Annotated in this window: 16 protein-coding genes; 8 read left to right on the top strand and 8 right to left on the bottom strand. The window is 69.1% G+C overall.

Annotation, left to right across the window (positions count from 1 at the left end; all coding sequences use genetic code 11):
- Positions 1–26: 26 nt before the first annotated feature.
- A complete protein-coding gene (locus QTI17_RS23345; protein WP_286535972.1) occupies positions 27–1,019 on the bottom strand; it encodes a tripartite tricarboxylate transporter substrate binding protein in 993 nt (330 codons plus the stop codon).
- Between the two features lie 109 nt (positions 1,020–1,128).
- Between QTI17_RS23345 and QTI17_RS23340 the strand changes: the two genes are divergently transcribed.
- Entirely contained in the window at positions 1,129–2,091 is a 963-nt protein-coding gene (locus tag QTI17_RS23340; RefSeq protein WP_286535971.1) for a DMT family transporter, read from the top strand.
- 10 nt (positions 2,092–2,101) lie between these two features.
- Here QTI17_RS23340 and QTI17_RS23335 read toward each other — a convergent pair whose 3' ends face one another.
- Together QTI17_RS23335 and QTI17_RS23330 are read right to left on the bottom strand one after the other, a co-directional pair.
- Positions 2,102–2,485: a nuclear transport factor 2 family protein gene (locus QTI17_RS23335; RefSeq protein ID WP_286535970.1), complete on the bottom strand. Its 384-nt coding sequence runs from the start codon at positions 2,483–2,485 to the stop codon at positions 2,102–2,104.
- Between the two features lie 90 nt (positions 2,486–2,575).
- Positions 2,576–3,436 (bottom strand): oxidoreductase, encoded by an 861-nt coding sequence (locus tag QTI17_RS23330; RefSeq protein WP_286535969.1) that lies wholly within the window; start codon positions 3,434–3,436, stop codon positions 2,576–2,578.
- A 115-nt stretch (positions 3,437–3,551) separates the two neighbouring features.
- Here QTI17_RS23330 and QTI17_RS23325 point away from each other — a divergent pair, with 115 nt between their 5' ends.
- Together QTI17_RS23325 and QTI17_RS23320 are read left to right on the top strand one after the other, a co-directional pair.
- Complete coding sequence (locus tag QTI17_RS23325) at positions 3,552–4,484, top strand: LysR family transcriptional regulator (protein ID WP_286535968.1); 933 nt, start codon at positions 3,552–3,554, stop codon at positions 4,482–4,484.
- A 93-nt stretch (positions 4,485–4,577) separates the two neighbouring features.
- Complete coding sequence (locus QTI17_RS23320; RefSeq protein WP_286535967.1) at positions 4,578–5,498, top strand: HAD family hydrolase; 921 nt, start codon at positions 4,578–4,580, stop codon at positions 5,496–5,498.
- Between the two features lie 14 nt (positions 5,499–5,512).
- Here QTI17_RS23320 and QTI17_RS23315 read toward each other — a convergent pair whose 3' ends face one another.
- Complete coding sequence (locus tag QTI17_RS23315) at positions 5,513–6,055, bottom strand: carboxymuconolactone decarboxylase family protein (protein ID WP_286535966.1); 543 nt, start codon at positions 6,053–6,055, stop codon at positions 5,513–5,515.
- Positions 6,056–6,125: 70 nt separating this feature from the next.
- On the opposite strand from QTI17_RS23315, the gene QTI17_RS23310 reads away from it, so the two are divergent.
- The 5 genes from QTI17_RS23310 to QTI17_RS23290 all read left to right on the top strand — a co-directional run bounded on the left by QTI17_RS23310 (position 6,126) and on the right by QTI17_RS23290 (position 11,387).
- Positions 6,126–6,449 carry a winged helix-turn-helix transcriptional regulator gene (locus QTI17_RS23310; protein ID WP_286535964.1) on the top strand — a complete coding sequence of 108 codons (324 nt, stop codon included), beginning with the start codon at positions 6,126–6,128 and terminating at the stop codon, positions 6,447–6,449.
- A 153-nt stretch (positions 6,450–6,602) separates the two neighbouring features.
- Positions 6,603–7,409 carry a DUF2092 domain-containing protein gene (locus tag QTI17_RS23305; protein WP_286535963.1) on the top strand — a complete coding sequence of 269 codons (807 nt, stop codon included), beginning with the start codon at positions 6,603–6,605 and terminating at the stop codon, positions 7,407–7,409.
- A gap of 12 nt (positions 7,410–7,421) precedes the next feature.
- A complete protein-coding gene (locus QTI17_RS23300) occupies positions 7,422–7,991 on the top strand; it encodes a hypothetical protein (RefSeq protein WP_286535962.1) in 570 nt (189 codons plus the stop codon).
- 29 nt (positions 7,992–8,020) lie between these two features.
- Positions 8,021–9,736, top strand: coding sequence for a SulP family inorganic anion transporter (locus QTI17_RS23295; protein WP_286535961.1), 1,716 nt, complete (start codon positions 8,021–8,023; stop codon positions 9,734–9,736).
- Between the two features lie 7 nt (positions 9,737–9,743).
- Positions 9,744–11,387 (top strand): mechanosensitive ion channel family protein, encoded by a 1,644-nt coding sequence (locus QTI17_RS23290; RefSeq protein WP_286535960.1) that lies wholly within the window; start codon positions 9,744–9,746, stop codon positions 11,385–11,387.
- Positions 11,388–11,411: 24 nt separating this feature from the next.
- Here the strand turns inward: QTI17_RS23290 and QTI17_RS23285 are convergent, their stop codons facing one another.
- Genes QTI17_RS23285 through QTI17_RS23270 form a run of 4 tightly spaced genes read right to left on the bottom strand, consistent with a single transcriptional unit; the run spans position 11,412 to position 17,902 of the window.
- Positions 11,412–11,804 carry a DUF4189 domain-containing protein gene (locus tag QTI17_RS23285; protein ID WP_286535959.1) on the bottom strand — a complete coding sequence of 131 codons (393 nt, stop codon included), beginning with the start codon at positions 11,802–11,804 and terminating at the stop codon, positions 11,412–11,414.
- Positions 11,795–12,853 carry an adenylate/guanylate cyclase domain-containing protein gene (locus tag QTI17_RS23280; protein WP_286535958.1) on the bottom strand — a complete coding sequence of 353 codons (1,059 nt, stop codon included), beginning with the start codon at positions 12,851–12,853 and terminating at the stop codon, positions 11,795–11,797. Before QTI17_RS23280 ends, QTI17_RS23285 begins: the two co-directional genes overlap by 10 nt.
- Positions 12,846–13,190 carry an Hpt domain-containing protein gene (locus QTI17_RS23275; RefSeq protein WP_286535956.1) on the bottom strand — a complete coding sequence of 115 codons (345 nt, stop codon included), beginning with the start codon at positions 13,188–13,190 and terminating at the stop codon, positions 12,846–12,848. The genes QTI17_RS23280 and QTI17_RS23275 overlap by 8 nt, the downstream gene beginning before the upstream one ends.
- Positions 13,187–17,902 (bottom strand): response regulator, encoded by a 4,716-nt coding sequence (locus QTI17_RS23270; RefSeq protein WP_353506722.1) that lies wholly within the window; start codon positions 17,900–17,902, stop codon positions 13,187–13,189. Before QTI17_RS23270 ends, QTI17_RS23275 begins: the two co-directional genes overlap by 4 nt.
- Between the last annotated feature and the right edge of the window lie 55 nt (positions 17,903–17,957).

Here is a 17,957-nt window from a genome sequence, read left to right as displayed (position 1 = left end):
CCGTGCCGGGATGCAGCGCGTCCACCTCATTCGTCCTTCATGCCGGTGGCCTTGACCACCGCGCCGAGGCGCGCGCGCTCTTCGTCGACGAAGCGGACGAAGGAGGCCCGGGTGCCGCCGATCGGCTCGATGCCCAGGCCCTTGAGGCGCTCGGCGATGGCCGGCGTCTTCATGGCCGAATCGACTGCCGCGCTCATCTTGTCGAGGATCGCCGGCGGCGTGCCCTTGGGCGCGTGGATGCCGGCCCAGTGCGCGATGCGCAGGTCGCCATAGCCCTGCTCGGTCGCGGTGGAGAGTTCGGGGTAGGCCGAGATCCGGCTGGTCCAGGTGTCGGCCAGGGCCTTGAGCTTGCCGCTCTTGAGATAGGGCAGGGCGACGATGCTGGCCTCGGAGGTGGCTTCGACCTGCTTGCCGAGCACCGCCGTGATCGATTCGGAGCCGCTCTTGTAGGGCACGATGTCGAGCTTGGCGCCGTACTTCGTCTGCAGCACGCCCGAGACGAAGTGCGGCGTGCTGCCGGTGCCGGCGGTGGCCCAGTGGAAGCCTTCGCCGGTCTTCGAGGCGGCGATGAATTCCTTCAGGTTCTTGTATGGCGCATCGGCCGGAACCAGGACCACCGAGGGCGCCAGGCCGATCATCGCAACCGGCTCCAGGTCGGCGTCCTTGTAGGGCATCGACTTCTTGATCATGCTGTTGGAGATCACGCCGGCGGCGCTGATCAGGAAGGTGTAGCCGTCGGGCGCCGACTTGGCGACCACGTCGGCACCCAGCGTGGTGCCGCCGCCGGGCTTGTTCTCGATCACGATCGGCTGGCCCAGCGCCTTGGAGGCGCCCTCGGCGGCGGCGCGCGCCATCAGGTCGTTGGCGCCGCCGGCCGAGAACGGCACGATCAGCCGGATCGGCTTGGTCGGCCAGGCGGCCGGCGCCGCCTGCGCCCAGGCGGCGCTGCCGGCCGAGGCGGCGGCGAGGGCCGTGGCGACGAAGGTGACGGCAAAGGTGCCGCGAAGGGAATGGGTCATGGTGTCTCCGGTTGTTCGGCCGCGCATGGCCGCGCGGCCCGGCCAAGTATCGGCAGGTCGCCAGCCCATGGGAATGCCTTGGCGGGTTGCTTTTTCATAAGCGGCGCTTATGCAACACTCGCTGCTCGGCTTCGCCATCTTCCCGTTCGTCATGACCTCGCAGCTTCTGTCCGCCACGACTTCCTCCCGCACCAATGGGCGCGCCATCGTCACCATGGTCGCTGCGATGGCCTGCTTCGTGCTCAATGACGCGCTGGTCAAGCATGTGAGCCAGTCCATGGCCTCGGTGCAGCTGATCTTCCTGCGCGGGCTGATGGCCTCGGCGCTGGTGCTGCTGGTGGCGCACCGCCTGGGCGCTCTGCGGCAGGCGAGCGCCTTGCTGCACCCGCGGGTCGCGCTGCGCGCCGCGGTCGACGCCTGCGCCACCCTGTTGTACCTGCTGTCGCTGTTCCGCTTGCCGATCGGCAACGCGACCGCCATCAACCTGGCCGCGCCGCTGTTCATGACCGTGTTCGCGGTGCTCTTCATGGGCGAGCGCGCCGGCCGGGCGCGCTGGTCCGCCGTCGTGCTGGGCTTCGCGGGCGTGCTGTGCATCGTGCAGCCCAGCGGCGACGGCTTCAACGCCTGGTCCCTGCTGTGCCTGCTGGGCACGCTGTTCCACGCCACGCGCGACCTGTTGACGCGGCGCATCGACCCTGTCATTCCGTCGATCATCATCACCCTGGCCACGGCATTGGCCGTCACCTTGCTCGCGGGCTGCCTGACGCTGTTCAGCGGCTGGCCGCCGTTCGCGCCGGGCGACCTGGCCCTCTTGGGGGTCGCGGCCGCCTTCCTGGCCACCGGCTATTTCCTGCTGGTGCAATGCATGCGCGCCGGTGAGGTCTCGCTGACGGCACCGTTTCGCTATTCGGCCGTGCTGTTCGCCATGCTGCTGGGCTACGCCGTGTGGGACGAGGTCCCCAGCGGATGGGCCTGGCTGGGCATCGCGCTGCTCGTCGGCTCGGGCCTCTACATGCTGCACAGCGAGCGTGGCCGCCTGCGGGCGGCCGCGCTGGACGCTCAGCCTGAGTGACGACTAAGCGCTATGCCTTGGGCGGTGCCGGCGTCTCGGTGTGCATGGCGCACAGCCACTTGTCGCCGTCGCGCACCCAGGTCGACGAGTCGAGCATCTCCACGGTCGAGGTCTCCGATTGGCCCCTGGGCGCAGTCGTCTGCCGGACCCGGTAGACCAGGATGGCGGTGGTGTCGTTGGGACAGACCACCTCGACATCGCTGAGTCCGAAACCCTTCACCACCATCGATCCCTGCTCCGCCATCTTCCGATAGCCTGCGTGGTCGAATTGCATCGCGCCATGCGAACTCACCATCAGGGCAGGTTCGCACAGCAGCGACAGCGCGCTGTCGGTGTCCTGGTCCACCATGGATTGCCAGAACCGGGTCTCCAGATCGATCAGTGTCTTGCGCATGGCGGCACGCTCCTTCTTGAGGCTTAGGAAGCGAGTTCCATTCTCGAAGCGGTCCGGCGGTCGGGCGTCGGAAGGGTCGTGTTGTGGCGGTCAGTCGATTCCGACACGCCGGTCGAAGTCCGTGCCACGGCTCACCGATTCCCAGTCATCCATCTCCTTCAGCAGCGCCCGCGAATGCGCGCGGACCGCATCGACCGCATCGCCGCCGAGCTGCAGGCGCAGCGGCGTGCGTTCTGCGTTCAGCGCGCGTTCGATCGCGGCCGCCGCCTTGCGCGGATCGCCAGCTTGCGTCTCGTGCATCGCGTGGGCGAATTCACGCGTGCCGCCGACCACCGCCTGGTAGTCCTCGATGACCGGCATGTGCCGCATGCCGCTGCCGGCCAGTTGCGTGCGGAACTGTCCCGGCTCCACGATCAGCACCTTGATGCCGAAGGGCGCGACCTCCTGCGCCAGCGCCTCGGACACGCCTTCGATCGCGAACTTGGATGCCGAGTACGCACTGAAGCCGGCGAACGAGAGCTGCCCGCCGAGGCTGGAGATGTTGACGATCGCGCCCGCGCCTTGCGCTCGCAGAAAGGGCAGCGCGGCGCGCGTCACGGCCATGGCGCCGAAGAAGTTGGTGTCCATCAGCGCGCGCAGCTCGGCGTCCGATGTTTCCTCGAATGCGCCGACCACGCCGTAGCCCGCGTTGTTGATGAGCACGTCGATGCGGCCGAAGCGGGCGATCGCTGCCTTGACCGCCTCTTCGGCGGCGCCATGCGCAGCGACGTCGAGCGTGGCAGCGAGGACGCGGTCCGGTGCGCGCGCGACCAGATCGGCGAGCCGGGCCGTGTCGCGTGCCGTCGCGACCACGTTGTGGCCCTGGGCGAGGGCATGTTCGGCGAACGCGCGTCCGAAACCCGACGATGCACCGGTGATGAACCAGGTGCTGGCTTGGGCGGAAGAGGTCATGGCGAATTCCTTTCTTGGTGGCGGACCCATGCAGGGCATGAACGCGAGTGTTCCGCAATCTGAATTCATCGACTAGACCGATCAAATAGAAAGCACTGTGCGATACGATGCATGAATGGACCGGCAGCTCCTTCCGCATCTCGCCATCGTTCTCGCGGTGCACCGCCGACGCGGGTTCGCAGCGGCAGCGGGCGAGCTCGGCATGAGCTCATCGGCGGTCAGTCACGCGGTGAGGGCGGTCGAAGAGCAACTCGGCCAGCCGCTGTTCGCTCGCACCACGCGCAGCGTGCGGCTCACCGAGGCGGGCGAAGCCTTCCTCCACACACTCGCGCCGGCCATGGCCGAGATCGCGGATGCGGTGGACGGCTTCGGCGCCAGCTTCGGCCGGGTCGGCGGCGTGTTGCGCATCAACGCGCCGCACGTGGCGCTGCCGATGGCCGTCACGCCGCTGGTGGCCGAGATGTCGCGGCGGCATCCGGACGTGGAAGTCGAAGTGACCTCGGAAGACGGGCTGGCAGACATCGTGGCTGGCGGCTACGACGCTGGCGTGCGGCTCGGTCATACGGTCGCGCAGGACATGGTGGCCGTGCGGCTCACGCCACCCTTCAAGGCAATCTTGGTGGCGTCGCCGGCCTACCTGGCGTCAGCGGGCATGCCGCGCAACGTCGGCGCGCTCGCAAGGCACAACTGCATCGGGTTCCGTTTCGTGACATCGGGCGGCAGCTATGCGTGGGACTTGCTCGACCGCAAGGCCCATGTGTGCGTCGAAGTGAAGGGCACGGTGCGCGTCACCAACGCGCTGTACGCCAGGGACCTTGCGCTGGCCGGCATCGGCATCGCCTACATCTTCGAGCCGCTGGTGCGCGCCGAGCTTGCCGATGGGCGGCTGCGGCAGGTCCTGCCTCAATCGGCGTTCGAGGAGCCGGGGCTGTTTCTCTACTTTCCCAGGCGGGCCGCGCAGGCGCCGAAGCTGCGCGCCTTCGTCGATCTCTCCAAGGAGATGCTGGGGCTCGCCACGGCCGGTGCCCGCCCTGGCTCCAGAGAGTGACCGAATCCTTGCAGAATGCATGCACTGCCAGACCGTGGGCCTCCCCGGTGCGCCGCTCTCGCCAACCTGTCGTCAACCTGTAAGGAGCTTGTCATGCCGAGTGCAGAACTTTCGTCCTGGAACAACGGCCCGGCCAAGACGGCCATCCTCGACTTCGTGGCGAGGGTGACCTCGGAAGGCGGCCCGGACCATGTCCCGCCCGCCGATCGAATCGCGACCTTCGACAACGACGGCACCCTGTGGTGCGAGCAGCCGCTCCAGGTCCAGTTTTCTTTCGCCCAGCATCGACTGAACGACATGGTCGCGCGCGACCCGAGCCTCGCAGAGCGGCAGCCGTTCAAGGCCTATGTCGAGAAGGACATGGCCGCGATCAAGGCGGCCGGGATGCGCGGCCTCTTCGAGGTGGGGGCGGCCGTGCACGCGGGCATGACCGAGGAAGCCTTCGACCGGATGGCGCGGGACTGGCTCGCGGAAGCGAAGCATGCCGGCCTGGGCCGCTTGTTCACCGATCTCGTCTACGTCCCGCAGCTGGAACTCGTTGCGTATCTTCAGAAGCATGGCTTCCGGATCTTCATCGTGTCGGGCGGCGGCATCGACCTGATGCGCGCATTCGCGGAAGAGGTCTACAAGATTCCGCGGCACCATGTCATCGGTTCCAGCGTCAAGACGCGCTTCGAGATCCAGGACGGCATCGGGCAGCTCGTCAAGCTGCCGGAGCTGAACTCGTTCGACGACCGCGAGGTCAAGCCCTGCAACATCGGACTTCACATCGGACGCCGGCCGATCCTGGCGTTCGGAAATTCGGACGGCGACCTGGCGATGCTTCGCTACACGAAGACCGGGCCCGGGCCGCGGCTCGCGTTGCTGCTGCATCACGACGACGGCACCCGCGAATTCGCGTACGACCGCGAGTTCCGTTTGAGTCCACTGGCCGAGGCGCTCGACAACGCGCCGCAGTACGGCATCGACATCGTGAGCATGAAGCGAGACTGGGCCGAGGTCTTCGCTCCCTGACGACCGTGGTGGCGCTACGAGGCAAAGCCCGGCGTGCCCGGCTCGGCCGGCAGGCGCAGCACATTCGTCAGGTAGCTGACCGTGCGATAGAAGCCGGCCAGCATCAGCAGTTCGAGAATCGCTTCATCGCTGAATGCCGACTGCAGCGACCGCCACAGCGGGTCGTCGACATCGCACTCGGCATGAAGCATGTCGCACAGCACGAGCAGCAGCCGATCCTCGTCCGCCCAGCAGGCATCTTGCGCCTGCCCGGCGGCCAGCGAAGCGACCTGGGCTTCATCGAACCCGGCGTGCGACGCGAACAGCGCGATGTGGACGCCCCACTCGTATTCCGACTTGCACAGCGCCGTCGTCCGGGCAATGACGAGTTCGCGCTGTCGCAAGCTGAGATGTCCGCGGTCGAGCAGTCCGCCGGCGAAGAATTTCTGGAACAGGCGAGGGTCCCTGGCGAGCGTGGTGAAGAGCCGCAGGGGCGGCTTGCCACGCATGAGGCCGTCGAGCGAAGCCTGGATGCCGGCCGCAAATGGCGGTTCCGCGGGAGCGATGCGAGCAGTCATGATCGACCTCGGGCGTCTGCTACAGTTTCTAAAGCATGCACTGTATCGAGCTTGCTTTGAAAAGTAAAGCATGACCCTTCCGAAGATCGGCGCGCCGGTGCACGGCTCGAAGACCGGCCGCCCCATCATGGTGGCCCTGGACCTGCTGGGTCGACGCTCGACCCTGCGGATTCTCTGGGAGCTGCGTGCGCAGCAGCTGACATTCCGCGCGCTGCAGGAGGCCTGCGAGACCAACTCCAGCCTGTTGAACACCAGGCTGGCGGAACTGCGTTCGCTGGGTCTGGTCGCGCATGACGAGGGCGGCTACGGCCTGACCGACGAGGGACGCAAGTTGAGCGCGGCGCTTGCGCCTCTGAGCGATTGGGCGCGTCAGTGGAAGCCGGCGGCGGGTTGAACCGCAAGCGCTGGACTTCCGTCGTCGCCGAGCCGCCGCCCCAAGAGCGGCACTGCACCAAAGTGCAGCTTTACTTGGACACTGGTCGTGTCTATTCTGGGTCCCGACGTCGCCGCGATCCGTCGCCCCTTTCACAGACCAGGAGAAGCAGACATGGTTCGAACACTACTGGCGACCAGCGTGCTGGCGCTGTCGCTCGGGGCAGCGGGCCTGCATGCCCAGCCCGCGCCCGCGCCCGCGCCCGCACCGGCTGCCGCTCCGGCACCCGCCGCAGCAGCCCAGCCGGCGGCCAATCCGGTCGATCCCGAGGCGATCCAGGCGCTCAAGGACATGGGCGCGCACCTGCAGTCGCTGAAGCGCTTCGAGGTCGAGATCGATCTGACCGCCGAGCGGGTGCTGGCCGACGGCCAGAAGCTGCAGCACTCGGCGACCGCCGAACTCCAGGTCGTGCGGCCGAACAAGATGCGCGTGCGGATGTCGAGTCCGCGCTCGGTGCGCGAGCTCTTCTACGACGGCAAGACCGTGACCCTGTTCACGCCGGCTCTCAAGACCTATTCGCAGGCCGAGTTCAGCGACAACCTGGGCGTGCTGGTCGAAAAGCTCAAGCAGCGCTTCGGCATCGAGGTGCCTGCCGCCGACCTGTTCGTCTGGGGAACGCCGGAGGCGCCGTTCGACGCGATCCAGTCGGCGATGTTCGCCGGGCAGGACTTCGTGGACGAGGTGCTCTGCAACCACTACGCCTTCCGCCAGGGCGAGCTCGATTGGCAGATCTGGCTCAGCGCGGGCGCCAACCCGCTGCCGCTCAGGCTCGTCATCACCAACCGCTCGGATGAAGCCAGGCCGCAATCCGTGACCGTGTTCGACTGGAAGAAGAATCCGGGCTTCAAGGATTCGACCTTCAGGTTCGTGCCGCCCAAGGGGGCGAGCGAGGCCAAGTTCGTTCCCCTGAAGACTTCCTGAAGGAGCCGTGCCATGAAGCAAGCAGCAAGCAAGACCTGTTCGGCCCTTCTGAGCGCGTTGGTGGTCGCCGGCCTGGCCTGGGCGCCAGCGGCCGGCGCCATCGGAGGCGGGGGAGGCGGGCGCGGCGGCGGCGGAGGTGGCATGCACGCGGGCGGTGGCGGTGGCGGTGGCATGCAGGCGCGCGGTGGTGGCGGCGGCGGTGGCGGTGCCAATCGGGCGCAGGTCAACAACAACCGCAGCGCGGACGTCCGCACCAACAATGTCCGCAACACCAGCGTCAACAACGTCAACGTCAACAACGTCAACGTCAACAACGTCAACCGCAACACCAACGTCGTCGTCGCGGGCGGTGGCGGCGGATGCCGCAACTGCGGCTGGGACAACGACTATCACCCGGTCGCCACCGCGGCCGCGGTCACCGCCACTGTCGCGGTGACCTCGGCGGTGGTCGGCTCGATGGTGCGCTCGGTGCCTGCCGGCTGCGTGCCGGTCAACTACGGCGGCATGGTCTACCAGCAATGCGGCACGGTCTGGTACCAGCCGCAGGGCGGGCAGTACGTGGTCATCAACCCGCCTTATTGAGCGCCGTCTCCCGACTACTCCGGGCGCCAATGAGCAATCCGACTTCGTCGACCCCGTCCCTTCTGTCGCGCCTGCTGCCGGTGCTGAACTGGGCGCCGCACTATCGCCGCGACTGGCTCGGCGCCGACCTGCTGGCCGGCGTCACGGTCGCGGCCTTCTGCATCCCCGAGAGCATGGCCTATGCCGGTCTCGCCGGACTGCCGCCGCAGGCCGGCCTCTATGGCAGCCTGCTCGCCGTCTTCGCCTATGCGATCTTCGGCACCTCGCGGCAGGCGGCCATCGGACCGACCTCGGCGCTGTCGATCCTGGTTGCGACCGGCCTGGCGGGGCTGTCCCTCAAGGACCCGGCGCGCTATGCCGAGATGGCGGCGCTGCTCGCGCTCATGGTCGGCGCCATCGCGGTCGTGGCAAGGGTGTTCCGGCTCGGCTTCCTGGTCAATTTCATTTCCGAGTCGGTGCTGACCGGGTTTTCGGCCGGCGCCGCGATCTACATCGCCACCACGCAGCTCGGCAAGCTGTTCGGCATCGAGGGCGCGCACGGCGAGTTCGTCGACCGCATCGCCTATCTCTTCCAGCACCGGGGCGACACCAACCCGTGGTCGCTTGGCCTGGGCGTGGCCGTGATCGCGGTGCTGCTGGTCACCGAGAAGCTCGCACCGCGCATTCCATGGGCGCTGGTGGTGGTGGCGGCGTCGATCCTGCTCATGATGTTTACCGGGCTCGGCGGCCACGGCATCAGGATCACCGGCGAGATACCGAGCGGACTGCCGCCGTTCCGGCTGCCCTCGTTCACGCTGGCCGACGCGCAGGCGCTGCTGCCCACGGCCTTCGCGGTGTTCCTGCTGTCGTACGTCGAAGGCATGGGTGTGGTGCGCACCTTCGCGGCCAAGCACAAGTACCCGGCCGACGCCAACCAGGAACTGCTGGCGGTCGGTGCGGCCAACGTGGTCTGCGGCCTGGGTTCGTCGCTGCCGGTGGGCTGCAGCATGTCTCGTTCTGCGGTCAACGACCAGGCGGGCGCGAAGACGCCGCTGGCGGGCGCCATCTCGGGCCTGCTGCTGGCCGTGATCGTGCTGTTCTTCACCGGCGCCTTCACGCAGCTTCCCGAGCCGGTGCTGGCCGCGGTCGTGATGATCGCGGTCAAGGGGCTGGTCGACATTCCGGCGCTGCGGCGCCTGCTGCGGGTGAGTCCGCGCGAGTTCTGGATCGCCCTGGCCGCGATGGCCGGGGTGCTGCTGTTCGGCATGCTCGAAGGCGTGATGATCGGCACCGTGCTGTCGCTGCTGCTGCTGGTCTGGCGGGCCAGCAATCCGAGCACCGTGCTGCTCGGCCGCATTCCGGGCACCGAGCTCTACAGCGACCTGGCGCGCCATCCCGACAACGAGATCGAACCCGGCTCGCTGGTGTTTCGCGTCAATGCGGGTCTCTTCTATGCCAACGCGCCCAACGTCAAGGCCGACCTGATGGAGGCGATCGGGCAACAGGGCAAGGCGGTGCGGCTGGTGGTGATCGATCTCTCGTCGTCGCCCTACGTGGACGTGGCCGCCGCCGACATGCTGGCCGAATGCCACGAGGAACTGGCGGGCCAGGGCATCACGCTCCGGGTGTCGAACATGAACGGCGAGGTGCGCGACATGATGCGTCGCGACGGACTCGACAAGGTGTTCGGCGACCTGGGCCCGGCACAGAGCGTGGAGTCGATCGTCGGGCAGTGGAAGAAGGCCGGGGCCCGCGCAAGCCAGTGATGCCGGCATGAGACGCGTCCCGGTCCTGGTAATCGCCGCCCTGTGGGCCCTGCTCCTGCTCGCCGCCCCGGCGATCGCCCTGGCGCAGCCCGCAGCCGCCCCGGCCGCCAAGGCGGCGCCCAGGGATGCAGCCGATGTGGTGGTGCTCAGCCGGCGCGTCGTCACCCTGCGCGGCGACTTCCTGGGCGTGTCGGCGTCGGAACGCGCCCGCCGGGCCGAGCGGACCATCGACGACCTGCTGGCCAAGGGGGGCCCGGACCTCGTGACGGTGCAGCAGGTGCCTCAGGGCGCCGTGCTCATGATCGATGGCGGCTTCGCCCTGATCCTCACGCCGGAGGACCTCGACCGCGGCACCGGCGAGTCCTTCGAATCGTTCACGCACTCGGCGCAGCAAGCCCTGACGCGCGCCATTGCAGAAACCCGCGAGGCCCGCGACCGCAGGCAGTTGCTGCGCGCGCTCGCCGAGACGGCGATGGCGACGCTGGTCTTCGCGCTGGGGCTCTGGGCCATATGGCGCCTGCGCAACGCGATGGCCTCGCGTGCGGCCGATCTGCTGGAATCGAAGACCGCCGGTCTGCAGCTGGACGGGACGCCGATCCTGCATTCGTCGCGGCTGGCCGCCATGGCGCAATACCTGGTGCGCGCACTCATCTGGCTGGTGCTGGCCGTGATGGCCTACGAATGGCTGGTGTTTGCCCTGAAGCGCTTCGCCTACACCCGGCCCTGGGGCGAACAGCTGGGCGCGTTCCTGATCGGCATCGCGCGCGACATCGGCCGCAACGTGCTGGGCGCCTTGCCGGACCTGGCCGTCGCGGTCGTCATCTTCCTGCTGGCGCGCGGCGCGGTGGCCGCCTTCAGGCCGCTGTTCGACCGGGTCGAGCGCGGCCGCGCCACCCTGGGCTGGATCGATCGCGACCTGGCCGGGCCGACCCGGCGGATCTTCGCCGTGCTGGTGTGGCTGTTCGCCATCGCCATGGCCTATCCGTACCTGCCGGGCGCCCAGAGCGACGCCTTCAGGGGCATCTCGGTGCTGCTCGGCCTGATGGTGACCCTGGGCGGCTCCAGCCTGGTCGGCCAGGCCGCCAGCGGCCTGATCCTGATGTACTCGCGCACCATCCGCGTCGGCGAATACGTGCGCATCAACGAGCAGGAGGGCACGGTGACGGAGGTGGGCACCTTCACGACCAAGATCCGCACCGGGTTGGGCGAGGAGGTCAGCATGCCGAACTCGGTGATCATGGCCTCGACCACCAAGAATTACTCGCGCACGGTCGAGGGGCGCGGCTATGTGCTGGACACGGTCGTGACGATCGGCTACGACACGCCCTGGCGCCAGGTCGAGGCGATGCTGGTCGAAGCGGCCAGGCGCACCGGCGGCGTGCTGGCGTCGCCGCCGCCGCAGATCTTCAAGACCGCGCTGTCCGACTTCTACGTGGAGTACCGGCTGGTCTGCCAGGCCCGGCCCGAACGCCCGCGGCCGCGCGCCGAGGCGCTGAACGCCTTGCACGCCCATGTGCTCGATGTCTTCAACGAATCCGGCGTGCAGATCATGTCGCCGCACTATGTGCAAGACCCGGCGGCCGACAAGGTGGTGCCGCGCGCCAATTGGTACGCGCCGCCGGCGCGCGAACCCGAAGGCGGCCCGCCGTAGCGCCGGCGTTCGCTGCGCCGGCGCTCAGCGCCCCGAGCAGACGCTGGTCACGACCTTGCAGGGCTCGGTCGGCAGCAGGCCCTCGCATTGCGCGATCGCGGCCTTGCCCGCGGCGCTCGTCGTGGCGGCGCTGGCCGCGCCCCATTCGCCGAAGTTGCCGGTCGCCAGCGCGCCGCAGGAGCGGTCGAACGAGACGCGCACATCGCAGCTGCCCGCGCGGCCCGCCATGCGATCGCACTGGGCGCGCGCCGCGCGTTCGGCGGCGTCGCGGGACGCGTGGTTGAAGGCATAGCCGTACGCCCCCGGCCTGGACGCGATCGCGCCCCAGCTGGCGGGCGGGCCGGCGTCCGCGGGCGTGGCGGCGACGGCCGCCGACAGGCAGCCATGCAGCAGCGCGAGCGCGACGATCAGGCGCACGGTGCGGGCCGGCCGGCGACGGCGTACACCTCGACCGGCTGCGCCTTGCCGCGCAGCGCGACCGCGCCCAGCAGGTCGACCGGAATGCGCCCGCCCAGGGCGGCGCAGGTCGCCGGATCGATGAGGATCGTGCGTTGCGCCAGCTTGGTGTGCTCCTCGAGCCGGGCGGCGAGGTTCACCGTGTCGCCGATGCAGGTGTAGGTGGCGCGCTTCTGCGTGCCGGTGTAGCCCGCCACCAGCTCGCCGGTGGCAATGCCGACGCCGATGCGGATCGCGGGCTTGTCGACCGCGAGGCGCCGGGTGTTGAGGAGTTCGACCCGCTCGACCATCTCGAGGGCCGCGCGCACCGCGGCCACGCCATGGTCGGTCATGGGCAGCGGGGCGCCGAAGATCGCCATCAGGCCGTCGCCGATCATCTGGTTGACGACGCCGCCATGGTCGTTGATGGCGTCGAACATCAGCGCGTAGTAGGCGTTCAGCAGCTCGATCGTCTCCTCGGGGGGCTGCGACTCGACCAGCGCGGTGAAGCCGCGGATGTCGGAGAACATCACCGAGCCCCGCACATGCCGCCCGCCGAGCGCGAAGCCGGATTGTTCGAGATCTTGTGCCACCTCGGAGGTGGCGAAGCGCCGCACCAGTTCCTTCTGCTGGTCGCGCAGCCGCTTCTTCTCGAGGCTGGCGCCGATGCGGGCCTTGAGCAGCACCGCGTTCACCGGCTTGGGCAGGTAGTCCTCGGCGCCGAGCTCGATGCAGCGCACGATGTTGTCGAGCCCCTCCAGCGACGAGGTCACGATCACCGGCAGGTCGCGCAGCTTGGGATCGGCGGTGAGCTGCTCCAGCACCTGGAAGCCGTCCATCTCGGGCATCTCGATATCGAGCAGCAGCAGGTCGAAGGGCTCGCGCCGCAGCATGTCGAGCGCGATCCGGCCGTTCTCGGCGCAGCTGACGCTGTGGCCCTGAAGTTCGAGGCCCCGGGTGAGCAGGAGGCGGTTGACCTTGTTGTCGTCGGCGACCAGCAGGCGGGCCAGGGGAGGGTCGGGTTCAGCCACGGCAGAGCGCCTCCAGCGCCCGGGCCACCCGGGCGTACTCGGCCTCGAGCGGACCGAGCGCATTCGGCTGGAGGGCGGCGGCGTCGAGTCCGCCGAGCTCGAGTTCGCGCGCCAGCGCGGCGAGCGCCAGCGCGCCGAAGGTGAGGCTGTTCGACTTCAGGGAATGTGCCGCCCGGCGGAAGGCGTCGGCCTGGCCCGCCGCGAGCGACTCCCGCAGCTCCGACAGCATCGCCGGCGCCTCCTCGAGAAAGGTCTGCACCAGTTCCTTGACGAAGTCGGCCCCCGCGCTTTCCTGCAGCTCGGCGAAGGTGGCAGCGTCGATCGTCGCATCACTCATGTCGTTCGGTCCTTTCGTGGCGGCACGCTGTTCAGTGCCTCGACCAGCCGATCGACGCGGATCGGCTTGGCCAGGTAGTCGTCCATGCCCGCGGCCATGCACATTTCGCGGTCACCCTGCATGGCGTTGGCCGTCATCGCGACGATCCGGGGTCGTTGCGCGCCCGGCAGCAGTTCGCAGATCTGCCGGGTCGCATCCAGGCCGTCGAGTTCGGGCATCTGTACATCCATCAGCACCACATCGTAAGCCTGGCGCTGCACCGACTCGACGGCCTCGATGCCGTTGGCCGCCAGGTCGGCCCGGTAGCCCATCTGCTGCAGCAGGCGCAGTGCGAGTTTCTGGTTCACCGCGTTGTCCTCGGCCAGCAGGATGCGCAGCGGATGGCGCGCCGCCATCGTCGGGTCGATCTGCGGCTTGAGCGCGCCGCCGCCGGTGGGCCGGGCGGCCGATTCGGGCGCCAGCAGGCCGATCAGGGCGTCGAACAGGTGCGACTGCCGGATCGGCTTGCCGAGGTAGGCGTCGAACAGGGATTCGGCCTCGCCCGCATCGCGCCGGCCGAGGGAGCTGAACAGCACCAGCGGCAGGGTCGGGCGGGTCGCCCGCACGCGTCGCGCCAGCGCGATCCCGTCCATGCCGGGCATGTGCATGTCGAGCACCGCCAGGTCGAAGGGCTCGCCTTGCTCGATCCAGTGCAGGGCCTCGAGCGGCGATTCGGTGGCGCGCGCGGCCATGCCCCATTTGTCGACCTGCGCCGCCAGCACGCGGCGGTTGGTCGCGTTGTCGTCCACCACCAGCACGCGCCGGCCCTGCAGTTCGGGCTGCACGCCGAGGAAGTCGCGGTGCCGGCTGGGCGGCAGCGGCGCCACCGGCACCTCGATGCTGAAATGAAAGGTCGAGCCCGTGCCCAGTCCGCCGCTCTCGGCCCACATGCGGCCGCCCATCATCTCCGCCAGCCGCTTGCTGATCGCCAGGCCGAGGCCGGTGCCGCCGTACTTGCGGGTGGTGCTGGAGTCGGCCTGCGAGAACGACTGGAACAGCCGCCCCATGCCCTGCGCCGACAGGCCGATGCCGGTGTCGCGCACTGCGAAAGTCAGCGCGACCCGCCCGCCCGGCCTCGTGTCGGCGCCGACCGTCAGCACCACCTCGCCGGTCTCGGTGAACTTCACCGCGTTGCTCAGCAGGTTCAGCAGGATCTGCCGCAGCCGCGGCAGGTCGCCGCTCACCGCGGCGGGCACCTCGCCTTCGAAGACATAGGCCGTGTCGAGGTCCTTCTCGGCCGCCCGGGTGCTGACCAGGTCGAGCGCCGACTCCACGCACTCGCGCAGGTCGAAGGGGTGGGCCTCGATGTCCATGCGGCCGGCCTCGATCTTCGAGTAGTCGAGGATGTCGTTGATGATGGTCAGCAGCGCATCGCCCGAGTCGCGGATGGTCGAGACGTAGTCCTGCTGCTCGGCGTCGAGCGCGGTGTCGAGCAGCAGCCCGCTCATGCCGATGACCGCATTCATGGGGGTGCGGATCTCGTGGCTCATGGTCGCCAGGAAGGCGCTCTTGGCCTCGTTGGCGGCCTCGGCGGCGGCCCGCGCTTCCTTGGTCTCGGCGAACATGCGCGCGTTCTGGATCGCGATCACGGCCTGGTCGGCGAAGGTCTTCAGCAGCTTGATCTCCTTCAGGTCGAACGGGCCCGGGGGCTGCCGCGTGACGTGGATCGAGCCGATGTTGTGTCCTTCCCAGATCAGCGGGGCGATCATGATCGCGTAGGTGCCGACTGTTTCGGCCAGCTCGCGCATGAAGCGAGGCAGGTGCGGCTCCGCCAGCACGTCCGGAATATGAAGCACCGCGAGCGCCTCCTGCGACACCGCGACCGGGATCGGGTCGATCGGCCGCGGATAGTACTTCTCGAGGGCTTCGCGGGCCGAGCCGCGGTGGGCCCCCAGGTGCACCAGCCCGTCGCTGCCGATCAGCGAGATGCCCATCTGCGAGCCGGAGAACAGGCGCTGGCAGCTGTCGAGGATCTTGTCGAACACCGGCTGCGCGTTCTCCATCGAACTGCTGATGACCTGCAGCACCTCCGACATGGCGGTCTGCCGCTCCAGGGTCGTCTGCATCTCGTCGAACAGGCGCGCGTTCTCGAGCGCCAGGCCCATGCTTGCCGCCACGGTCTCGAGCAGCCGGATGTCGTGGCTCCCGAAGGCATGTTCGCGCTCGTGGTCCTGCATGCCGAGGATGCCCAGTACCCGGTCGCTGCCGATGATCGGCACCGCCACGATCGAATGCGCCCAGTCGGTCCCCGGGGCCGGCACGAATCCGGCGCGGGTCTGTTCCTGGCGCGTGTTGGCCACGACGGGCTGGCGGGTGCGCAGGATCCGCTCGGCCGGACCGTCCGGCTTCAGCGGCCGCGCCGGCGGCAGGGGCAGCGGCCGGTTGTGCTCGTAGCGATACAGCGCCTGCATCAGTTCGGTCTTGTCGTCCCACCACAGGATGTTGATGTCGCCGGAGTCGAATACCTTGCGCAGCTTGTCGCCCACCATGCTGATGATGGCCTGGAACTCCAGCCTGGCGGCCATGCCCTGCTGGATGCTGTTGATCAGCGCGAGTTCGCCGGCGCGCTGTGCGAGCTCGGCCGTGCGCTCGGCCAACTGGACCCGCAGTGCTTCGTCGCCGGCCGCCGGCGCCGGGCCGAGCCGCTCCCAGAGGAAGCGGTAGGCCAGCGCCTTCAGGGTCGCCGCCTGCGCGTTGGTGGCGGCGCCGCCGTGGCCACCCTCGACGTTCTCGTAGTAGCTCACGTCCTTGCCGGCCTCGATCATCGCCGCCGCCATCTTGCGCGCATGGGCCGGGTGCACGCGGTCGTCGCGGGTCGAGGTGGTGAACAGCACCGGGGGGTAGTCACGCCCCGGATCGAACAGGTGGTAGGGCGAGAAGCTGCGGATGAATTCCCACTGCGCCGGGTCGTCGGGGTCGCCGTACTCCGCCATCCAGGAGGCGCCGGCCAGCAGGTGCGTGTAGCGCCGCATATCGAGCAGCGGGACCTCGATCACCACGGCGCCGAACAGCGCCGGGTAGCGGGTCAGCATCATGCCGGCGAGCAGCCCGCCGTTGGAGCCGCCCTGGGCGCCGAGATGCCGGGGGGAGGTGACCCCGCGCGCCACCAGGTCCTTGGCCACCGAGGAGAAATCCTCGTAGGCGCGATGGCGGTTCTGCCGCAGCGCGGCCTGGTGCCAGCGCGGCCCGTATTCGCCGCCGCCGCGGATGTTCGCCACCACGTAGACGCCGCCCAGGTCCAGCCACGCGCGCCCGAGGGCGCCCGAATAGCCCGGGGTCAGCGAGATCTCGAAGCCGCCGTAGCCGTAGAGCAGCGTCGGCGCCGTGCCGTCGAACATCAGGTCGGCCCGGCGCACCATGAAATAGGGCACGCGGGTGCCGTCGTCGGAATTGGCGAAGCGCTGCTCCACCATCAGGCCCGTGGCGTCGAAGAAAGCCGGCATGGCCTTGAGCAGTTCGGGCGGCTGCCCCACCGTGGCCAGCGAGAGAGTCGAGGGCGTGAGGTAGTCGGTCGCGCTCAGCCAGACCTGGTCGCTGGCGTCGCGGTCGACCGCCCAGGCGTGCACGCTGCCGATGGGCGGGGCGCCGATGAATTCGCTGCGGGTCCATGGCCCGCTGCCGCTGGCCGGCGGCGTCAGCACGTGCAGGCGGTTCTTCACGTCGTCGAGCACGTTGACCACGAGGTGGCTGCGGGTCCAGGTCGCGGCCGCCAGCGAGCGCGTCGGGCCGGGCTCGAAGAGGACCTCGAAATCGCGCTCGCCGCGCATGAAGGGCTCGAGCCGGGTCGCCAGCAGGGCGCCGGCGGGGTGACTGCGGCCGCCGACCTCCCAGGGGTCGCGCAATTCGACCAGCAGCCATTCGCGCTGGATGCTCGGCTGGGCCGACAGCGGCACGTCGACCTTCAGCAACCGGTCGCCCTCGGCCAGCAGGAACAGCTCCGCGCTGTAGAAGGCCAGCGACCGGGACACGAAGTCGCGCTCGAAGCCGGGTGTGTGGGACCGCCAGGCCGAGATGTACATGTCGTCGGCCAGGCCTTCGTACACCGCGGGGGCGGTCTCCAGCGGCGTACCGCGGGCCCAGCGCCGGGCGACCCGGGGATAGCCCGAGGCGGTCGACGCCGACTCGCCGAGGGTGGTGAAGGCATAGACCGTGTCGTCGTCGATCCAGGCCAGGCCGCCCTTGGATTCGGGCCGGAAGAAGCCGCCTTCCGTGGGCGTCACGAAGGCCTTGGCGACCAGGTCGAACTCGCGCGTGACGTCGGCATCGGCGCCGCCGCGCGACAGGCTCAGGAGCGCCTTGCGGTACGCGGGGCGCAGCACGGACGCACCGTGCCAGACCCATTGCACGCCCTCGGCGGCGGCGAGGGCGTCGAGGTCGAGCACGGTTTCCCAGGCCGGGTCGGCGCCCCGGTACTCGGCCATCGTGGTGCGCCGCCACAGGCCGAGCGGGTGGTCGGCGTCCTTCCAGAAGTTGTAGTAGAGCTCGCCGATCTTGGCGACCTCGGCGATCCTGGCGTCGGAGTCGAGCACGGCCTGTATCGAGGACCGGGTGCGGGCGAATGCCGGCGTCGCGGCCAGGGTGCCCAGGGTCCGGGCATTCTGCTCGCGGACCCAGCCCAGGGCGTCGGCGCCCTCGACCTCTTCGAGCCAGAGACGCGGGTCGGCGGGGGTCATGGATTCGGGCATGGCCGAAGTATCTCCGCGCCGACGGCAGGACGTCCACCGGACC

The sequence above is a fragment of the Variovorax sp. J31P179 genome (assembly GCF_030316985.1).
Lineage (GTDB): Bacteria > Pseudomonadota > Gammaproteobacteria > Burkholderiales > Burkholderiaceae_C > Variovorax > Variovorax ginsengisoli_B.
The sequence above is the reverse complement of the archived record's forward strand: the minus strand, read 5'-3'. Positions and strand labels throughout refer to the sequence as shown.

What these genes read in the sequence shown, in the direction of transcription:
- QTI17_RS23310 (WP_286535964.1), top strand. Translation starts at nt 6,126, where the DNA reads ATGACCCTTCCGAAGATCGGCGCGCCGGTGCACGGCTCGAAGACCGGC.
- QTI17_RS23295 (WP_286535961.1), top strand. Translation starts at nt 8,021, where the DNA reads ATGAGCAATCCGACTTCGTCGACCCCGTCCCTTCTGTCGCGCCTGCTG.
- QTI17_RS23335 (WP_286535970.1), bottom strand. Translation starts at nt 2,485, where the DNA reads ATGCGCAAGACACTGATCGATCTGGAGACCCGGTTCTGGCAATCCATG.
- QTI17_RS23270 (WP_353506722.1), bottom strand. Translation starts at nt 17,902, where the DNA reads ATGACCCCCGCCGACCCGCGTCTCTGGCTCGAAGAGGTCGAGGGCGCC.
- QTI17_RS23315 (WP_286535966.1), bottom strand. Translation starts at nt 6,055, where the DNA reads ATGACTGCTCGCATCGCTCCCGCGGAACCGCCATTTGCGGCCGGCATC.
- QTI17_RS23345 (WP_286535972.1), bottom strand. Translation starts at nt 1,019, where the DNA reads ATGACCCATTCCCTTCGCGGCACCTTTGCCGTCACCTTCGTCGCCACG.
- QTI17_RS23320 (WP_286535967.1), top strand. Translation starts at nt 4,578, where the DNA reads ATGCCGAGTGCAGAACTTTCGTCCTGGAACAACGGCCCGGCCAAGACG.
- QTI17_RS23300 (WP_286535962.1), top strand. Translation starts at nt 7,422, where the DNA reads ATGAAGCAAGCAGCAAGCAAGACCTGTTCGGCCCTTCTGAGCGCGTTG.
- QTI17_RS23330 (WP_286535969.1), bottom strand. Translation starts at nt 3,436, where the DNA reads ATGACCTCTTCCGCCCAAGCCAGCACCTGGTTCATCACCGGTGCATCG.
- QTI17_RS23340 (WP_286535971.1), top strand. Translation starts at nt 1,129, where the DNA reads ATGCAACACTCGCTGCTCGGCTTCGCCATCTTCCCGTTCGTCATGACC.
- QTI17_RS23275 (WP_286535956.1), bottom strand. Translation starts at nt 13,190, where the DNA reads ATGAGTGATGCGACGATCGACGCTGCCACCTTCGCCGAGCTGCAGGAA.
- QTI17_RS23325 (WP_286535968.1), top strand. Translation starts at nt 3,552, where the DNA reads ATGGACCGGCAGCTCCTTCCGCATCTCGCCATCGTTCTCGCGGTGCAC.
- QTI17_RS23290 (WP_286535960.1), top strand. Translation starts at nt 9,744, where the DNA reads ATGAGACGCGTCCCGGTCCTGGTAATCGCCGCCCTGTGGGCCCTGCTC.
- QTI17_RS23305 (WP_286535963.1), top strand. Translation starts at nt 6,603, where the DNA reads ATGGTTCGAACACTACTGGCGACCAGCGTGCTGGCGCTGTCGCTCGGG.